The sequence below is a fragment of the Sphingobium naphthae genome (assembly GCF_043589935.1).
Classification (GTDB): domain Bacteria; phylum Pseudomonadota; class Alphaproteobacteria; order Sphingomonadales; family Sphingomonadaceae; genus Sphingobium; species Sphingobium naphthae_A.
On the sequence record NZ_CP171454.1, the window covers coordinates 1,857,304 to 1,873,098 of the forward strand.

The following is a 15,795-nucleotide window of genomic DNA, read 5'->3' on the forward strand; positions in this document are numbered from 1 at the left end:
CGGCGCCGGTGCGATCAGTCGATCACCGGCAGGGTTTCGAACTGGTGGAAGGGCGGCGGGCTGGTCAGCGTCCATTCCAGCGTCGTCGCGCCCTCACCCCAGGGATTGCCTTCCGCCTTCCTGCCGGCGGCGAGCGACCAGATCAGATTGACGAAGAAGATCAGCATGCCCGCTGCCATCACTTCATAGCCATGGCTGGCGATGCCGTTCCAATAAGCGAAGGCTTCGGGATAATCGGGGTAGCGGCGCGGCATGCCGCTGAGGCCCAGAAAATGCATCGGGAAGAAGAGCAGATTCACGCCAGCGAAGAAGACCCAGAAATGGAGCTGGCCGAGAAACTCGTTGTACATGCGCCCCGACATCTTCGGGAACCAGTAGTAGAAGCCGGCGAACAGGCCGAACACCGCGCCCAGCGACAGCACATAGTGGAAATGCGCGACGACATAATAGGTGTCGTGCAGCACATCGTCCACGCCGCCATTGGCCAGCACCACGCCGGTGACGCCGCCGACGGTGAAGAGGAAGATGAAGCCGAGCGCCCAGACCATCGGCGTCTTGAAGCTGATCGATCCGCCCCAGATGGTCGCGATCCAGGAGAAGATCTTGATGCCCGTCGGCACAGCGATGACCATGGTCGCGGCGGTGAAATACATCTTCACATTCACCGACATGCCGGTGGTGAACATATGGTGCGCCCACACGACGAAGCCGACCACGCCGATCGCGACCATGGCATAGGCCATGCCGAGATAGCCGAACACCGGCTTGCGGCTGAAGGTCGAGACGATCTGGCTGATGATGCCGAAGCCCGGCAGGATCATGATATAGACTTCGGGATGGCCGAAGAACCAGAAGAGATGCTGGTAGAGTTCGGGATCGCCGCCGCCCGCCGCATCATAGAAGGTGGTGCCGAAATTGCGGTCGGTCAGCAGCATGGTGATCGCCGCGGCCAGGACCGGTAGAGCCAGCAGCAGCAGGAAGGCGGTGACCAGCACCGACCAGACGAACAGCGGCATCTTGTGCAGGGTCATGCCCGGCGCGCGCATGTTGAGGATGGTGGTGATGAAGTTGATCGCGCCCAGGATGGAGGAAGCGCCCGCAATGTGCAGCGACAGGATCGCCATGTCGACCGCCGGGCCCGCCGAACCGCTGGTCGAGAGCGGCGCATAGACGGTCCAGCCGGTGCCCGCGCCATAGCCGGTGCCGCCGGGCACGAAGGCGGAGCCGAGCAGCAGGGTGAAGGCGGGGATGAGCAGCCAGAAGCTGATATTGTTCATCCGCGGGAAGGCCATGTCGGGCGCGCCGATCATGATCGGCACGAACCAGTTGCCAAAGCCGCCGATCATCGCGGGCATCACCATGAAGAAGACCATGATGAGGCCATGGGCGGTGATGAGCGCGTTCCAGAGATGATAGGCCTGGTCCAGCGTGGCTGGCTCCACGCCCAGCAGGCTGTGCTGCATGTTGGCCCAGGTCTGGAGATACTGGATGCCGGGCTCCGCCAGTTCGGCGCGCATCAGGCCCGAAATCGCGCCGCCGATGATGCCGGCGACAATCGCGAAGATCAGATAGAGAGTGCCGATGTCCTTGTGGTTGGTGGACATGAACCAGCGCTGGAAGAAGGCCGGCTTGTGATCGGCGTCATGATCATGCCCATGGGCGTGATCGCCATGATGATCGGCGGTGATGGTGGTCATGGCCTTGCCCCTCTCAAAGCGTCGTCGTGCCGGCTTCGCTGGCCGGCGGTCCGGGCAGTGTGCTGCCCTGTTGCGGTCCCATCTGGCCGGCCGGAGCGGCGGTGCCGCCCGTCAGCGTGCCGCCCTGCGAAAGGACCCACTGGTCGAACTGGGCCGGCGGCAGCGCTTCGATCGCGATCGGCATGAAGCCGTGGCGCGCGCCGCACAGTTCCGAACATTGCCCGTAATAGACGCCCGGCTTGTCGATGGTGAAGCTCTTTTCATTGAGGCGGCCGGGCACGGCGTCCATCTTCACCCAGAGCGAGGGCACCGCGAAGCTGTGGATCACGTCCGCGCCGGTGATGATCAGCTTGATCGGACGGCCGACCGGCAGCACGAGGCGATTGTCGGGCGCGAGCAGATAGGGCTCGCCATTGGCCTTCGCCTTGTCCTCCGGCAGCATGTTCGACACGAATTCGGGGATGCCGGCATCGGGATATTCATAGCCCCAATACCATTGATAGCCGGTCACCTTGACGGTCAGCGCATCCTTGGGCGCGGGGCGATACTGGTCGGCGAGCAGGCCGATGGACGGCACCGCGATCGCCAGCAGGATCAGCACCGGCACCACGGTCCACACGACCTCGATCACGGTGTTGTGCGACGTCTTGGACGGGATCGGATTGGCGGCGCGGCGATAGCGGACCATCACATAGAGCATCAGCGCCAGCACGAGGAGCGAGATGATGGTGATGATCGGCAGCAGCATCACGTCGTGCAGCCAGCGCGCGGTGCGGCCGGTGTCGGTGAACTGCTGCTGCAGCGTGATTTCGCCCGGACGGGGCATGCCGATGCCTTCGGTAGGCTTCATGCGCGGCGGCGCTGCGACCTTGGGCGCGGGGGCGGCGGCGCTCACATTGGCGACGTTGGCGTCGGCCGAATCAGCGGGCGCGCCTGGATCGGAAGAGCGGGGATCGGCATCGACCGGCGTGGCGGCGGCGGATGCGGCGGCTTCATTCTGCGCAAGCGCCTGGCCATTCATCGCCATCGCCGGCGCAAAGGCCAGCAGACCGGCGAGAATGAACGATTTCACCTTCATCATAGCGTCTTCGTACCCCTAACCCCTTGGCGCCGCTGCAACGAAAACGCATATATGATGCTGCCCTCGCCCGTTCGGTCTGAGGCGGCTTATAGGGATGCTTTCCCCCTGCCTCAAGCAGAGATGGAGCAGATTTTCTTCGCTGTTGCAACGCATCCCCCACCCGCCTATCTCGCACTTCCGCGCACAGGGGCGCGGCATGGCGGCGCGCTCGCGCGCGACCATGGGGTGAAGGCGGCCCGGGCACCGGCATCGGCGCCGGCCGCGCGACAGGATTTGAAGACGGCATGACTGACGAGGACGTATTGGCGGAATTCCGGGCGGCGGGCGCGCTGCTCGAGGGGCATTTCATTCTCTCGTCGGGTCGCCGCAGCGCCAATTATCTGCAGTGCGCCCGCGTGCTGATGAACGCCGAGCGCGCCGGGCGGCTGGCGCGGGCCATGGTGCAGAAGCTGCCCCGCGAAGTGCGGCAGGAGATCGACCTGGTGGTTTCGCCGGCGATGGGCGGCCTCATCATCGGGCATGAAGTCGGCCGCGCGCTGGACAAGGATGCGGTATTCCTGGAACGGCCCGAAGGCACGTTCGAGCTGCGCCGCGGCTTCGCCATCGCACCGGGGCAGAAGGTGCTGATGGTCGAGGACGTCGTGACCACGGGCCTGTCGTCGCGCCAGGCGATCGAGGCGGTCGAGGCGGAAGGCGGCAGCGTCGTGGCGGAAGTCGCGCTGGTCGACCGGTCGGCTGGCGAAGTCGAGCTGGGCGTGCCCTTCTACCCGCTCGTGTCGATCAACTTCCCGGTCTACGACGCCGACGCGCTGCCGCCCGAGCTGGAAGCGGTGCCAGCGGTCAAGCCCGGCAGCCGGAAGCAATAGGCCCATGCCCGCGCCGCTGCGCCTGGGGGTCAATATCGACCATGTGGCGACCATCCGCAACGCGCGGGGCGGCGGCCATCCCGATCCGGTCAAGGCGGCGCTGCTGGCCGTGAAGGCGGGCGCGGACGGCATTACCGCGCATCTGCGCGAGGATCGCCGCCACATTCGCGACGAGGATGTCGCCATGCTGATGGCGGCGCTGGACGTGCCGCTCAATCTGGAAATGGCGGCGACGCAGGAAATGCTGGACATCGCGCTGCGCCACCGGCCGCATGCCGCCTGCATCGTGCCGGAAAAGCGCGAGGAGCGCACGACCGAGGGCGGGCTGGACGCGGCGGGGCAGCTGGAAACGTTGAGGCCCATCGTCGCGCGGCTGGGCGACGCGGGCATCCGCGTCAGCCTGTTCATCGAGGCCGACGCCGCGCAGATCGACGCCGCGATCCAGCTGGGCGCGCCCGTGGTCGAGTTTCACACCGGCGCCTATGCCCATCTGGACGGCGGCGCGCGCGCGGCGGAACTGCGCCGCATCGCCGATGCGGCCGCGCTGGCGGCCAAGAACGGCATCGAACCGCATGCCGGCCATGGCCTGACCTTCGACAATGTCGCGCCCATCGCCGCCATCCCGCAGATCGCCGAACTCAATATCGGCCATTTCCTGATCGGCGAGGCGATCTTCGGCGGGCTGGAGGGCAGCATCCGCGAGATGCGGCGGCAGATGGACCTGGCGCGGTGATTCCTCCCCGGCGCGGGGAGGGTCGAAGCGAGTCACGCGCCTCGCTTCGACGCGACGCGCAGCGTCGTGGTGGAGGGGGTGAGCCTCTTGGCGCGCTCCGTCGCATGGCGCCGCCCGCCGCCTCCACCACCAGCCTCTCTGGCGGTCCCCCTCCCCTTGCCGGGGAGGATATATGATCATCGGCCTCGGCTCGGACCTCTGCAATATCGAGCGGATACAGAATTCGCTCGACCGGTTCGGGGATCGCTTCGTCCAGCGAGTTTTCACTCCGGTGGAGCAAGCCAAGGCCGACCGCCGCCCCTTCACCCGCGCGGGCACGCTCGCCAAGCGCTTCGCCGCCAAGGAAGCCTTTTCCAAGGCGGTCGGGACCGGGTTCAAGGCGGGCGTGTTCATGAAGGATATCGGCGTCGTCAACGCGCCGTCGGGCGCGCCGACGCTCAGCCTGACCGGCGGCGCGCTGACGCGGCTGGAATCGCTGGTGCCGCTGGGCTATAGGCCCGTCATTCATCTGACGCTCACGGACGACCACCCATGGGCGCAGGCCTTCGTCATCATCGAGGCGCTGCCTTTGTGATGGTCCACCATGATGATCGCCAAGAGACTTCGCCCATGCCGGCCATCGACACGCCTCAGGACAGCGCCGCGCCGGCCCCGGAGCAGGAAAAGGACGGCGTCAACTGGTGGCATGAGCTGCGCAGCATCGCGCTGCTGATCCTGGCGGTGCTGGCGTTCCACAGCTTCGTCGCCAAGCCCTTCTACATCCCGTCCGAATCGATGATGCCGGTGCTGCTGACTGGCGACCGGCTGGTGGTGAGCAAATTCCCCTATGGCTGGTCCTATGTCTCGCCCAGCTTCCACCCCCTGCCCTTTCTGAAGGGGCGCATCCTGGGCCGCCTGCCCCAGCGCGGCGACATCGTGATCGTCAGCCCGCACAATCGGCGCGAGGATTATATCAAGCGCGTGATCGGCCTGCCCGGCGACATTGTCGAGGTGCGCGGCGGCCAGGTGGTGCTGAACGGCGTGGCGGTCAGGCAGAAGGCGATGAAGCCGCTGCGCATTCCCGTCGATGGCAATGCCCCCTGCGACCCCGGCCAGTTCCCCGGCGCGCGCGTGCAGGGCAAGGATGGGCGCGACTATTGCGAACTGCCGGTGCGACAGGAAATCCTGCCCAATGGCAAGACCTACGTCACCATCGACATGGGGCCAAGCGCGCTCGACTGGTATGGTCCGGTGCGCGTGCCGGCCGATCATGTCTTCCTGATGGGCGACAATCGGGACAATAGCGCCGACAGCCGCGCCCCGCTGGCGGAGAACGGCCTGGGCGGCCCGGTTCCTTGGGAAGCGATCGGCGGGCGCGCGGAGTTCATCACTTTCAGCCTGGATGGCGACGCCGGCTGGAACCCTGTAACCTGGCTTCACGCCTTCCGCAGCGGGCGAGCGGGGAACAGCCTGCGTCCACGGAGCGTTGCTGCCGCGGATTGAAGAAGGAAGGGGCACGGGCTTTTGAGCGAGACGCAGCAGCATGTCGAGGAACCCGGCCCCAGCGAAGTCCGCAGCCCCCTCATCCAGCAGGAACTGAAGCGCGCCGGCGTCTGGCTGGCGCTGGCCGTCGCCATCGCGCTGGTGGTGGTGCTGGCGCAGCCGCTGATGCTGATCATCGGCGCATTGGTGCTGGCGACGATGATGGATGGCGGCACGCGCCTTCTGGGCCGGGTGCTGCCGATCAGCCGCGGATGGCGATTGACGATCGTGCTGCTGAGCGCCGTCGCTTTCCTGGTCTGGACCTTCTACCTCACCGGTTCCAGCCTGGCCGAACAGGCGCAGGCGATGCGCTCCATCGTCGAGGCGCAGGTGATGCGCCTGGGCGGCTGGGCGCAGCAGATGGGCATCAGCGCGACGCCCGATGACCTCAAGGACCTGGCGCAGCAGGCGATGAGTTCGATGGGGCGAGTCACCGCCGCCGTCGGCACCGCAGTCGGCGCCATCACCAGCGCGGTCATGATGCTGGTGCTGGCGATCTTCATCGCCACCGAGCCCCAGCTTTATGAACGCGGCGTTGCCTGGATGCTGCCGATGGAAAAGCGCAGCCAGTTTTATCGGGTTGCGCAGAAGATGGGCTGGACCCTGCGCCGGCTGATGTTCGGGCGCATCATCGGCATGTCGGTGGAGGGCGTGGGCACCTGGTTGCTGCTCTGGGTCGGCGGCGTGCCGATGGCGGGATTGCTGGGCATCCTCACGGGCCTGCTCGCCTTCCTGCCCAATATCGGCGCGATCGTGTCGGGCGTGCTGATCGTCCTGGTGGGCTTTTCCGGCGGCACCGACACCGGCCTCTATGCCGTGGGCGTCTATCTGGCGGTGCAGATCATCGACGGCTACCTGATCGTGCCGATGGTCGCCAAGCGCGCGGTCGACCTGGCCCCCGCGCTGGTCCTGGCGGCGCAGATCCTGTTCGGCGCGCTGTTCGGCATTATCGGCCTGTTCCTGGCCGATCCCATAGTAGCGATGATCAAGGTGTATCTGGAGGAACGGTCCAAGGCGCTCAAGGCGAAGAACGATGCGCGCTTGATGCGCCCCGCCGACAGCTGAGCAGCCCGCCCCGCCTAACCGTGGAACATCCGGGCTTTCCGTCGCTTGCATTAGGGATAAGATGCAAGACCCGGAAATAAGGAGAGCGGATCATGACCATGGGCCTGGACAAGCAGAAGAAGCTGCATTTCGACCTGACCAATGTCGGCCTGCGCGCGCAGGCGACGGCGGCCGGGCTGCTACAGCTATGCCTGGAACTGCGCGGCGCGGGCGTGCTGGACGACGCCGCCGTCGACCGGATCAAGGACGCGATCGCCTGCGACATCGAAGTCTCCGCCCCCCGATCGGTCGCCTGCCCTGAATATCGACGCGACGTGCGGAACCGCCTCGACAGTCTGTTTTCAGGGCAAGCCAAGGTTGGCGACGCCAACCAACTGGCTTTTGGCGCAACGCCGGACACCATTTGCCCCGACGCGCGATAGGCAAAAGAAAAGGGGCCGACTGGCGGCCCCTTCCCTGCGCATCTGGCTGAAGGGCCTTATTGGCCCGGCTGCGGCATCGCGCCCTGCTGCTGCATCATCTGCTGCTGCAGCTGCATCAGTTCCGCCTTCGACTTGAAGTCATGCAGGGTGACGTCGAACACCAGCACCGAACCGCCCGGGATCGGGCCGTTATCCTCGGCGCCATAACCCAGTTCCGACGGGATCCAGAGCTTGTACTTGCCGCCCTTCTTCATCTTCTGCAGGCCTTCGGAAAAACCTGGGACCACGCCGTCGATCGGCATCGGCGCCTGCGGATTCTCGTCGAACACGGTGCCGTCGAGCAGCGCGCCCTTGTAGCCGACCAGCGCGACATCGCTGCTCGTCGGGCTGGGCCCCGTGCCTTCTTCCAGCACCTTGTACTGCAGGCCCGATTCGGTCGTGATCACGCCCGCCTCATGCGCGTTGTGCGCCAGGAAGGCGGCCGGCGACGGCGCCACGCCCTGCTGCCCCGCCCAGGCGAGCCCGCCCGCCGCCAGCGCGACGATGGCGACGCCGATCCAGAGCCGCGTCAGCGACCCCTTGGCGATAGGGCGAAGGGGGACAGCCGTCGTGGACATGGGCGTATGCTCGCTAGAATCAGGGCAGGAAAGTCGTCAGCGAACGGGGCGGCGGCGAGCCGCCCGCGTCAGCACAGCGTCTTAACGGACGCCGTCGCGCTCGGCGCGCTTGCGCTCCATCTTGCGCGCGCGGCGGACCGCGGCGGCCTTTTCGCGGGCGCGCTTTTCCGACGGCTTTTCGTAATGACGGCGCAGCTTCATCTCGCGATACACGCCCTCACGCTGCAGCTTCTTCTTGAGCGCGCGAAGAGCCTGGTCGACATTATTGTCGCGAACGATGATTTGCATAAGTCCGTCAATCTCCAATCAAAAACGGGCGGATCGCCGGGACGTTTCTGTCCTTCCCGACGGCTCGACCGAATAGCAAAGCCAGTGAGTCGTCGCAGGTCGCCCTGCGCCATGTGGGCGGCGCCCTACCAGCAGAGTCGCGCGGATTCAAGCCAAAAGGCCCTGATCTCGACATTTGCCGCGCGCGGGCGGATAGTGGCGGCATAATAGACAGGAGGATCGCCGATGGCCAGCGCCGTTCACCAGCATGCCGACATGAGCCCGCAGGAATGGGAGGCGCGCCAGCAGCTCGCCGCCTGCTACCGCATCTTCGACCATATGGGATGGTCGGAACTGATCTACAACCATATCACGCTGCGGGTGCCAGGGGAGGAAAGCGCCTTCCTCATCAACCCGTTCGGCCTGTCCTACCGCGAAGTCACCGCGTCCAACCTGGTCAAGATCGACATCGATGGCCAGGTGCTGGACGGCAGCCCTTATCCGGTCAACCGCGCCGGCTTCACCCAGCATAGCGTCTTTCACCGCCATCTGCCCGACGCTCATTGCATCATCCACACCCATACTACCGCGGGCATGGCGGTCAGCGCCTGCGCCGAAGGATTGCGGCCGATCAGCTTCTACGCCGCCGCCTTCGCCGGGCAGATCGCCTATCATGATTTCGAAGGCGTGACGATCCGTCCGGAAGAGGGCGAAAGGCTGATAGCCAATCTGGGGACCAAGCGCGTCATGATGCTGCGCAACCATGGCACGCTGGTGATGGCGTCCACCCTGCCCGAGGCGTTCCTGCGCCACTGGTCGCTGCAGCGCGCGTGCGAGATCCAGGTGGCGGCGGGCGCGGCGGGAACGCCGGTCGACATCCCGCCCGAGGTGATCGCCGTGCATCAGCGCGACCTGGCGGGCGTGCAATTGCCGGTGGGGCCGGGCGTGCCCGATTTCCAGGCGATGGTGCGCGTGATCGACCGGATCGATCCGAGCTGGCAGCGCTAGGCGGGCGGGGCGGCGCTACGCCTCCCCGAACCCGCCGCCGCCCGGCGTTTCGATGACGAAGGCGTCCCCGGCGCGCAGGTCGGCCGTGGCGGTGCTGTCCAGCGGATCGACCGTGCCGTCGGCGCGCTCCACCCAGTTGCGACCCACCGCCCCCGCCGTCCCGCCGGCGAGGCCGAAGGGCGGCACGATGCGGCGATTGGCCAGGATGCCGGCGGTCATGTCTTCCAGGAAGCGGATGCGGCGGATGGCTCCGTCGCCGCCGCGATGCCGCCCGGCCCCGCCCGAACCGGAGCGGACGGAAAATTCCTCCAGCAGCACCGGGAAGCGGGTTTCGAGGATTTCGGGATCGGTGAGGCGGCTGTTGGTCATGTGCGTCTGCACCACCGGCGCGCCGTCAAAATCCGGTCCCGCACCCGATCCGCCGGCGATCGTCTCATAATATTGGTGGCGGTCATTGCCGAAGGTGAAATTGTTCATCGTTCCCTGCGCGCCGGCCATGACCCCGAGCGCGCCGAACAGCGCATCGGTCACGACCTGGCTGGTTTCCACATTGCCCGCGACCACGGCGGCGGGATGGCGGGGCCGCAGCATCGATCCATCCGGCACGATGATGGTGATGGGTTTGAGGCACCCGTCATTCATCGGCACCGCCTCGTCGATCAGCGTGCGCACGACGTAAAGGACGGCGGCGCGCAGGACGGAGAGCGGCGCGTTGAAATTGCCGGGCAGTTGGTCCGACGATCCGGTGAAGTCGATGGTGGCGCTGCGCGCGTCCGCATCGATGGCGACAGCGACCTGGACAGATGCGCCATTATCCATCGGGTAGGTGAAGCGACCGTCGGCAAGGCGGCCGATCAGGCGGCGGACGGCGGCTTCGGCCTGATCCTGGACATGGGCCATATAGGCGGAAACGCTGTCCACGCCATAGTCGTTGCTTATCCGTAACAATTCCGCCGCACCCTTGGCGCAGGCGGCGATCTGGGCGGAAAGATCGGCGATATTCTGGTCGATGTTGCGGGCGGGATAAGGCCCCGAGCCAAGCAGCTCGCGAATCGCCGCTTCGCGAAATTCGCCCCGATCGACCACCAGCAGATTGTCGAGGATGACGCCTTCCTCCTCCACCGATCGGCTGCCCGGCGGCATGGAGCCGGGCGTGATGCCGCCAATGTCGGCATGATGGCCCCGCGCCGCGACATGGAAGTCGGGCGCATCCCGGCCGTCGACGAAGACCGGCATGATGACGGTGACGTCGGGCAAATGAGTGCCGCCATCATAGGGGGCGTTGAGCGCATAGACGTCGCCCGGCTGCATGCCCCGCCCGTCCATGGCCACGCCGTCAGGACCCGGGCCGCGCCGGCGCAGGATGGCGCGGATGCTGTCGCCCATGCTGCCCAGATGCACCGGCATATGCGGCGCATTGGCGACCAGATTGCCCGCCGCGTCGAACAGGGCGCAGGAGAAATCGAGCCGCTCGCGAATATTGACCGAGGAAGCGCTGTGCTGGAGCGCGGCGCCCATTTCCTCCGCGATCGCCATGAACAGCCCGCCCATCACCTCGAGCCGCACGGGATCGACTCCGTCCGCGTCCGTCGCCCGGGGCGCGGGGCGCGGCTGGTGGCGCGTGAGGATGAGATTGCCGATGGCATCGACCCGCGCGCGCCAGCCGGGCTCCACGACCGTTGTCGAGACGGGATCGATGATGAGCGCGGGCCCGTCTATTTCGCTGTCGCGATTGAGGCCGGCGCGGTCATGCACCGGCGCGGCCTGGCCGCCGCAATCGACCTGCGCCAAAGGCTCCGCAGCCTGGTCGGGGAATGCGGCGAGGCTGTCCATCGCCTCCTGCGTGGCGGCGATCGCCTCCACCCGGGCCATGTCGATGAGGATCGCGCCCTGCCCTTCAAAACCGAAGCGGGCGCGATGCTGGGCGAGAAAATCGGCGCGCATCGTCGGCAGGTCGGCGAGCGGCACGTCGAACAGGCTGTCGGTGCGGTCATAGCGCAGCCGCAGCAGCGTTTCGGTGCGGTCCGCCTGCGGCAGGTCGGCGCGAGCATCGGCCGCGAGCGCTTCGAGCGCCTGGTCGAGCTGCGTCATGCTGTCGTCGCCAAGGCGCAGCGCCAATGTCCGCTCCCGCACCGCCCGCCGATCGGCGAGGCCCATGCCATAAGCGGACAGGACGCCGCCCAGCGGATGGATCATCACCCGGTCCATGCCCAGCGCGTCGGCGACCAGGCAGGCATGCTGCCCCCCGGCCCCGCCGAAGCTGGCGAGGGTGTAGCGCGACACGTCATGGCCGCGCGCGACCGAGATGCGCTTGATCGCATTGGCCATGTTGGCGACCGCGACGGCGATGAAGCCCTCGGCCGCCTGCCGCGGGGTCATGGCGCGGCCGGTCTGCGCCTCCACCTGCGCGCAGATCGCCGCGAAACGCTGCGCCACTGCGTCCCGATCGAGCGGCTGATCGCCATTGGGGCCGAACAGGCTGGGGAAGAAATCGGGCTGAATCTTGCCCAGCATCACATTGCAATCGGTGATGGTGAGCGGGCCGCCGCGCCGGTAGCAGGCGGGTCCCGGCACCGCGCCGGCGCTTTCCGGGCCGACGCGGAGACGCCCGTCGACGAAGGTGCAGATGGAGCCGCCGCCCGCCGCGATCGTGTCGATCCGCATCATCGGCGCGCGCAGCCGGACGCCGGCCACCCGCGCTTCATTGTCGCGCTCATAGCTGCCGGCATAATGGGACACGTCGGTGGAGGTGCCGCCCATGTCGAAGCCGATCACTTCGCCAAAGCCCGCCTGTTCGGCCGTGCGCGCGAGACCGACGATGCCGCCCGCCGGCCCGGACAGCACCGCATCCTTGCCGCGGAACAGCGCGCCGGGAGTCAGCCCGCCATTGGACTGCATGAACAGCATGTCCGCATCCGCGCCCAGCGCGGCGCGCAAGCCATCGACATAGGCGCGCAGGACCGGCGAGAGATAGGCGTCGGCCAGCGCCGTATCGCCGCGCCCGACAAGCTTGATGAGCGGGGCGACATCATGGCTGACGCTGATCTGGGTGAAGCCCACCTCGGCGGCGATCCGCGCCAGCGCCTGTTCATGCGCGGGATGCCGATAGCCGTGCATCAACAGGATCGCGACCGCACGCAGCCCCCGGTCGAAGGCGGATTGCAGCGCCGCGCGCGCCGCCGGTTCGTCCAGGGCGACGCGCACCGCGCCGTCCGCGCTCACCCGCTCGTCGATCTCGATGACATCGGCATGGAGCGGATCGGGCAGGCGGATCTGCCGCGCGAACAGGTCGGGGCGCTCCTGCGTGCCGATGCGGATGGCGTCGCGGAAGCCGCGCGTCACCGCCAGCAGCACCGGCTCGCCCTTGCGTTCCAGCAAGGCATTGGTGGCGATGGTGGTGCCGATGCGGAGCGAACAGGGCGGGATGGGACCGGAGCCGGCCCCGGTCAGGCGGCGCACCGCTTCGACGGCGGCGTCGGCATAGCGTTCGGGATCGCTGGACAGCAGCTTTGCGGTGTGAAGCCGCCCATCGGGGTCGCGCGCGACCACATCGGTGAAGGTGCCGCCGCGATCGATCCAGAAATGCCAGGTCATGCGCGACCTGATGGCCGGGCGGACTGGCGATGGCAAGAGAGGGCGCCCCTTCGGGCCCGAGGTAGGGGAATGCGGAACGGCTGCAGTCCTTGGATGCCGTTCCGCACCCCAACTCTCATCCCGGGCGGGCGAGAGGTGACCGGTGCGGGACGGAACGAGCGGCCTGGGCCCGTTCCGCCCCGTGCATCAGAATTTCGCGACGACGCCGGCCATCGGACGGATCGAGCGGAAATTGCCCAGCGTGTCGGCCTGAACGCGCAGGCGGATGTTGCTGCTCTGGGCCGAGCCGCCCATGTCGGCGGGCGAGAGTTCGACGCCCGCGCCATAGGTGGTGCCGTGGAAATCCGGGCTGTCCGGGCCGAGCGCGTCGAAATTGACCCACTTATAGCCGACCTTGCCGAAGATCAGGCTGTCCTTGCCCGCCTTGATCCCGGCGCGGCCCGCGACGCCATATTCCCAGTCGATGTCGCCCGACACGCCCTTGGACGCGGTGCCTTCCACGCCGACGACGACGGGACCAGCGACATTATAGTTCACGCCAGCGACGCCTTCGACCATGCGGCCCTTATAGCCTGCGGGCGGAATGCCTTCCTCGCCGGTTTCGCTGTCGAAATTATGCACGCCGCCCATGACGCCGACATAGGGTTCGAGGCGACGGGTGGCGCCGGCGTCGTCCGCCGCGCCGCTCTGGGCCATCGCGGCGGCGGGAATCAGGGACGCGGCAGCGGCTGCCGAAAAAAGCAGTGTCTTCATGGGGTGGACCCTTTGATCTGTTGTGGATGTTTGCGGCGGTGTGGACCCGCCGGGCCGGCTGTCTGGCGCTGCAAGCGACCGGAGCGGCAGGAGGAAAAATGACCAAGGCATCAGGAAGGTTTCCTGAACGATCGTCGAAATCCCGACGAATGACGGATATGTGACGGAGAAAACACGGTTTCTGTCAGCCAGATGAACAAAGCGGCCGCTTTCTGAACGGCGAATAAATGCTTGCGCAGGCGCGCCTTCGCCATTCACAACCAATTCAAACTCAGGACGTTATCCCTGCATCAGAAAGACGATAAGGAGACAGGCGATGACAGGAACCGCGAAAAGGTTTCTCGCCGCCATGGGCCTTGCCGGCGCACTGGCCCTGGGCGGTTGCGCCTATGACGATGGCTATGGCTATGGCGGGGTGAGTGTCGGCACAGGCTATTATGGCGGGGGATATTATGACCCCTATTACAGCCCCGGCTATTATGGCGGCGGCTATGGCTGGTATAACGACTATTATTATCCGGGCACTGGCTATTATGTCTATGACCGCGGCGGCCGGCGCCACCGCTGGAGCGACAGCCAGCGGCGCTATTGGGAAGCGCGGCGCAACGACCGGCGTGACGATCGCTGGCGCGACCGGGACCGCGACGGGCGACCCGGATGGCGCGACAATGACGGTCGCCCCGATCGCGATGGGCGGCCGGGCAATTGGCAGCGCCCGGACCGGGACGGGAGACCGGGCAATTCTGTCCGTCCGGGCACCGGGAGCGACAATGATCGCGGCCGGTGGAATGGCGGGCGCGGGCGCGGCGGCAATGACGCCGTTCGTCCCACGCAACGCCCTCGTCCGCAGGCGAGCCAGCCGCGGCCGCAACCCAGCGTGAGCGCCCGTCCCTCGCCGGGATCGCGGGCATCGCGTCCAGTGCGATCCGGTGGTGGCCGGGACCCGGCAGCACGGGTGCGTCCGGACTGATGCGGGTCGCGATCAGGACCAGCGCGCTTCTGCCCCTCCTGCTTGTCGCGGCATGCGACGGGCGGGAGGAAAGCGCGATCGACAATCTCGCCAATGGCGCCAATGCAGCGCAGGTCGAGAATAATGTGCGCGCCGAAGCGATGGCGCTGATGGAGCCGCTGAGCCCGCCCGCGCCGGGAACGCCGGGCGGCCTGCCCGTCGATCCCGTGCCGGTCGCCGAGGGATCAATCGACCCCGACAGCGCCCAGGGCGCGGCGCAGGTGGTGCAGGGCTATTATGGGCTGCTGGAGGAGAAGCGGTTCGAGGACGCGCAGGATCTGTGGAACCCGGCGACCGCGATCGGCGCGCAGGATGATGCGCATTTCGCCGCGCGCTTCCGCGGCTTCAGCGAAATCCATGCCAATATCGGCGCGCCGTCCGAGCCCGAGGGCGCGGCAGGCTCGCTCTATGTGACGGTGCCGGTGCAAGTCTATGGCCGCATCGCCGCCAACGGCAAACCCTGGCACGCGCTGCGCCAGGTGACGCTGCGGCGCGTCAATGATGTGCCGGGATCAACCGAGGAACAGCGCCGCTGGCATATCCAGGCGATCGGCGCCTACGTGCCCCCGGAGGCCGAAGTGGCGGCGAATGCCATGGAGCCGATTTCGATGACCGACGGCATGGCGCGCAAGGCGGCGGCGCAATAAGGTCGCGCGACGCGAGGCGGAGGCGAGCCATGGCTGCCCCTGCCCCGCGCGGCCGGATCAGGCGACGGTGGCCTTGACGATCTTGCCGGGAGTGCGCGGCGGCTCGCCCTTGGGCAGGGCGTCGACATGCTCCATGCCCGACGTCACTTCGCCCCAGACGGTATATTGGCCGTCGAGGAACGTGGCATCGTCGAAACAGATGAAGAACTGGCTGTTGGCGCTGTTCGGATTGGACGCGCGCGCCATCGAGCAGACGCCGCGGACATGCGGTTCGCGGCTGAATTCGGCCTTGAGGTCGGGCTTGTCCGGGTGGCCGCCCATGCCGGTGCCCGTCGGGTCGCCGCCCTGCGCCATGAAGCCGGGGATGACGCGGTGGAAAACCACGCCGTCGTAAAAGCCTTCCTTGGCATTTTCGACGATCCGGGCGACATGGCCGGGCGCGAGGTCGGGGCGCAGCTTGATCACGACGTCGCCGCCGCTGTCGAGGGTAAGGGTAAGCGTGTCGTCGGCCATGA

At 67.0% G+C, this 15,795-nt stretch carries 16 protein-coding genes; 9 read left to right on the plus strand and 7 right to left on the minus strand.

Annotation, left to right across the window (positions count from 1 at the left end; translation table 11 throughout):
- Window positions 1–14: 14 nt before the first annotated feature.
- On the minus strand, window positions 15–1,697 hold the full coding sequence (gene ctaD / locus ACGGKE_RS09165; RefSeq protein WP_394437217.1) for a cytochrome c oxidase subunit I: 1,683 nt from the start codon (window positions 1,695–1,697) through the stop codon (window positions 15–17).
- Between the two features lie 13 nt (window positions 1,698–1,710).
- Entirely contained in the window at window positions 1,711–2,778 is a 1,068-nt protein-coding gene (gene coxB / locus ACGGKE_RS09170; protein WP_228164802.1) for a cytochrome c oxidase subunit II, read from the minus strand.
- 284 nt (window positions 2,779–3,062) lie between these two features.
- Here coxB and pyrE point away from each other — a divergent pair, with 284 nt between their 5' ends.
- The 6 genes from pyrE (at window position 3,063) to ACGGKE_RS09200 (ending at window position 7,385) form a co-directional block, all read left to right on the plus strand.
- Complete coding sequence (gene pyrE, locus ACGGKE_RS09175; RefSeq protein WP_228164803.1) at window positions 3,063–3,644, plus strand: orotate phosphoribosyltransferase; 582 nt, start codon at window positions 3,063–3,065, stop codon at window positions 3,642–3,644.
- Window positions 3,645–3,648: 4 nt separating this feature from the next.
- Entirely contained in the window at window positions 3,649–4,377 is a 729-nt protein-coding gene (locus ACGGKE_RS09180) for a pyridoxine 5'-phosphate synthase (protein WP_394437220.1), read from the plus strand.
- 172 nt (window positions 4,378–4,549) lie between these two features.
- Entirely contained in the window at window positions 4,550–4,951 is a 402-nt protein-coding gene (gene acpS / locus ACGGKE_RS09185; RefSeq protein WP_317517118.1) for a holo-ACP synthase, read from the plus strand.
- A gap of 35 nt (window positions 4,952–4,986) precedes the next feature.
- A complete protein-coding gene (gene lepB / locus ACGGKE_RS09190) occupies window positions 4,987–5,859 on the plus strand; it encodes a signal peptidase I (protein WP_394437223.1) in 873 nt (290 codons plus the stop codon).
- A 21-nt stretch (window positions 5,860–5,880) separates the two neighbouring features.
- A complete protein-coding gene (locus ACGGKE_RS09195; protein WP_394437225.1) occupies window positions 5,881–6,963 on the plus strand; it encodes an AI-2E family transporter in 1,083 nt (360 codons plus the stop codon).
- 92 nt (window positions 6,964–7,055) lie between these two features.
- On the plus strand, window positions 7,056–7,385 hold the full coding sequence (locus ACGGKE_RS09200; protein WP_394437227.1) for a hypothetical protein: 330 nt from the start codon (window positions 7,056–7,058) through the stop codon (window positions 7,383–7,385).
- Between the two features lie 56 nt (window positions 7,386–7,441).
- Here ACGGKE_RS09200 and ACGGKE_RS09205 read toward each other — a convergent pair whose 3' ends face one another.
- Both ACGGKE_RS09205 and rpsU read right to left on the minus strand, forming a co-directional pair.
- Window positions 7,442–8,002, minus strand: a complete 561-nt coding sequence (locus ACGGKE_RS09205; RefSeq protein ID WP_228164809.1) for an FKBP-type peptidyl-prolyl cis-trans isomerase — start codon at window positions 8,000–8,002, stop codon at window positions 7,442–7,444.
- A gap of 81 nt (window positions 8,003–8,083) precedes the next feature.
- Window positions 8,084–8,290, minus strand: a complete 207-nt coding sequence (rpsU, locus tag ACGGKE_RS09210) for a 30S ribosomal protein S21 (RefSeq protein ID WP_021226581.1) — start codon at window positions 8,288–8,290, stop codon at window positions 8,084–8,086.
- A gap of 225 nt (window positions 8,291–8,515) precedes the next feature.
- On the opposite strand from rpsU, the gene ACGGKE_RS09215 reads away from it, so the two are divergent.
- The gene (locus tag ACGGKE_RS09215) at window positions 8,516–9,277 is read left to right on the plus strand and encodes a class II aldolase/adducin family protein (protein WP_394437230.1); all 762 of its coding nucleotides are present in this window, start codon (window positions 8,516–8,518) and stop codon (window positions 9,275–9,277) included.
- 15 nt (window positions 9,278–9,292) lie between these two features.
- Here ACGGKE_RS09215 and ACGGKE_RS09220 read toward each other — a convergent pair whose 3' ends face one another.
- Both ACGGKE_RS09220 and ACGGKE_RS09225 read right to left on the minus strand, forming a co-directional pair.
- On the minus strand, window positions 9,293–12,871 hold the full coding sequence (locus ACGGKE_RS09220) for a hydantoinase B/oxoprolinase family protein (RefSeq protein ID WP_394437232.1): 3,579 nt from the start codon (window positions 12,869–12,871) through the stop codon (window positions 9,293–9,295).
- A 186-nt stretch (window positions 12,872–13,057) separates the two neighbouring features.
- Window positions 13,058–13,624, minus strand: coding sequence for an outer membrane protein (locus ACGGKE_RS09225; protein ID WP_228164812.1), 567 nt, complete (start codon window positions 13,622–13,624; stop codon window positions 13,058–13,060).
- A 316-nt stretch (window positions 13,625–13,940) separates the two neighbouring features.
- Between ACGGKE_RS09225 and ACGGKE_RS09230 the strand changes: the two genes are divergently transcribed.
- Both ACGGKE_RS09230 and ACGGKE_RS09235 read left to right on the plus strand, forming a co-directional pair.
- Window positions 13,941–14,594 carry a peptidase gene (locus ACGGKE_RS09230; protein WP_394437234.1) on the plus strand — a complete coding sequence of 218 codons (654 nt, stop codon included), beginning with the start codon at window positions 13,941–13,943 and terminating at the stop codon, window positions 14,592–14,594.
- Window positions 14,594–15,280: a hypothetical protein gene (locus tag ACGGKE_RS09235; protein ID WP_394437236.1), complete on the plus strand. Its 687-nt coding sequence runs from the start codon at window positions 14,594–14,596 to the stop codon at window positions 15,278–15,280. The genes ACGGKE_RS09230 and ACGGKE_RS09235 overlap by 1 nt, the downstream gene beginning before the upstream one ends.
- 57 nt (window positions 15,281–15,337) lie before the next feature.
- On the opposite strand, the gene ACGGKE_RS09240 is transcribed toward ACGGKE_RS09235, so the two are convergent.
- Window positions 15,338–15,793 (minus strand): peptidylprolyl isomerase, encoded by a 456-nt coding sequence (locus ACGGKE_RS09240; RefSeq protein WP_066770797.1) that lies wholly within the window; start codon window positions 15,791–15,793, stop codon window positions 15,338–15,340.
- Between the last annotated feature and the right edge of the window lie 2 nt (window positions 15,794–15,795).

Coding starts and splice junctions, on each gene's coding strand:
- ACGGKE_RS09180 (WP_394437220.1), top strand. CDS start 3,649: ATGCCCGCGCCGCTGCGCCTGGGGGTCAATATCGACCATGTGGCGACC.
- coxB (WP_228164802.1), bottom strand. CDS start 2,778: ATGATGAAGGTGAAATCGTTCATTCTCGCCGGTCTGCTGGCCTTTGCG.
- rpsU (WP_021226581.1), bottom strand. CDS start 8,290: ATGCAAATCATCGTTCGCGACAATAATGTCGACCAGGCTCTTCGCGCG.
- ACGGKE_RS09220 (WP_394437232.1), bottom strand. CDS start 12,871: ATGACCTGGCATTTCTGGATCGATCGCGGCGGCACCTTCACCGATGTG.
- acpS (WP_317517118.1), top strand. CDS start 4,550: ATGATCATCGGCCTCGGCTCGGACCTCTGCAATATCGAGCGGATACAG.
- ACGGKE_RS09205 (WP_228164809.1), bottom strand. CDS start 8,002: ATGTCCACGACGGCTGTCCCCCTTCGCCCTATCGCCAAGGGGTCGCTG.
- ACGGKE_RS09230 (WP_394437234.1), top strand. CDS start 13,941: ATGACAGGAACCGCGAAAAGGTTTCTCGCCGCCATGGGCCTTGCCGGC.
- ACGGKE_RS09215 (WP_394437230.1), top strand. CDS start 8,516: ATGGCCAGCGCCGTTCACCAGCATGCCGACATGAGCCCGCAGGAATGG.
- pyrE (WP_228164803.1), top strand. CDS start 3,063: ATGACTGACGAGGACGTATTGGCGGAATTCCGGGCGGCGGGCGCGCTG.
- lepB (WP_394437223.1), top strand. CDS start 4,987: ATGCCGGCCATCGACACGCCTCAGGACAGCGCCGCGCCGGCCCCGGAG.
- ACGGKE_RS09240 (WP_066770797.1), bottom strand. CDS start 15,793: ATGGCCGACGACACGCTTACCCTTACCCTCGACAGCGGCGGCGACGTC.
- ACGGKE_RS09200 (WP_394437227.1), top strand. CDS start 7,056: ATGACCATGGGCCTGGACAAGCAGAAGAAGCTGCATTTCGACCTGACC.
- ctaD (WP_394437217.1), bottom strand. CDS start 1,697: ATGACCACCATCACCGCCGATCATCATGGCGATCACGCCCATGGGCAT.
- ACGGKE_RS09235 (WP_394437236.1), top strand. CDS start 14,594: ATGCGGGTCGCGATCAGGACCAGCGCGCTTCTGCCCCTCCTGCTTGTC.
- ACGGKE_RS09225 (WP_228164812.1), bottom strand. CDS start 13,624: ATGAAGACACTGCTTTTTTCGGCAGCCGCTGCCGCGTCCCTGATTCCC.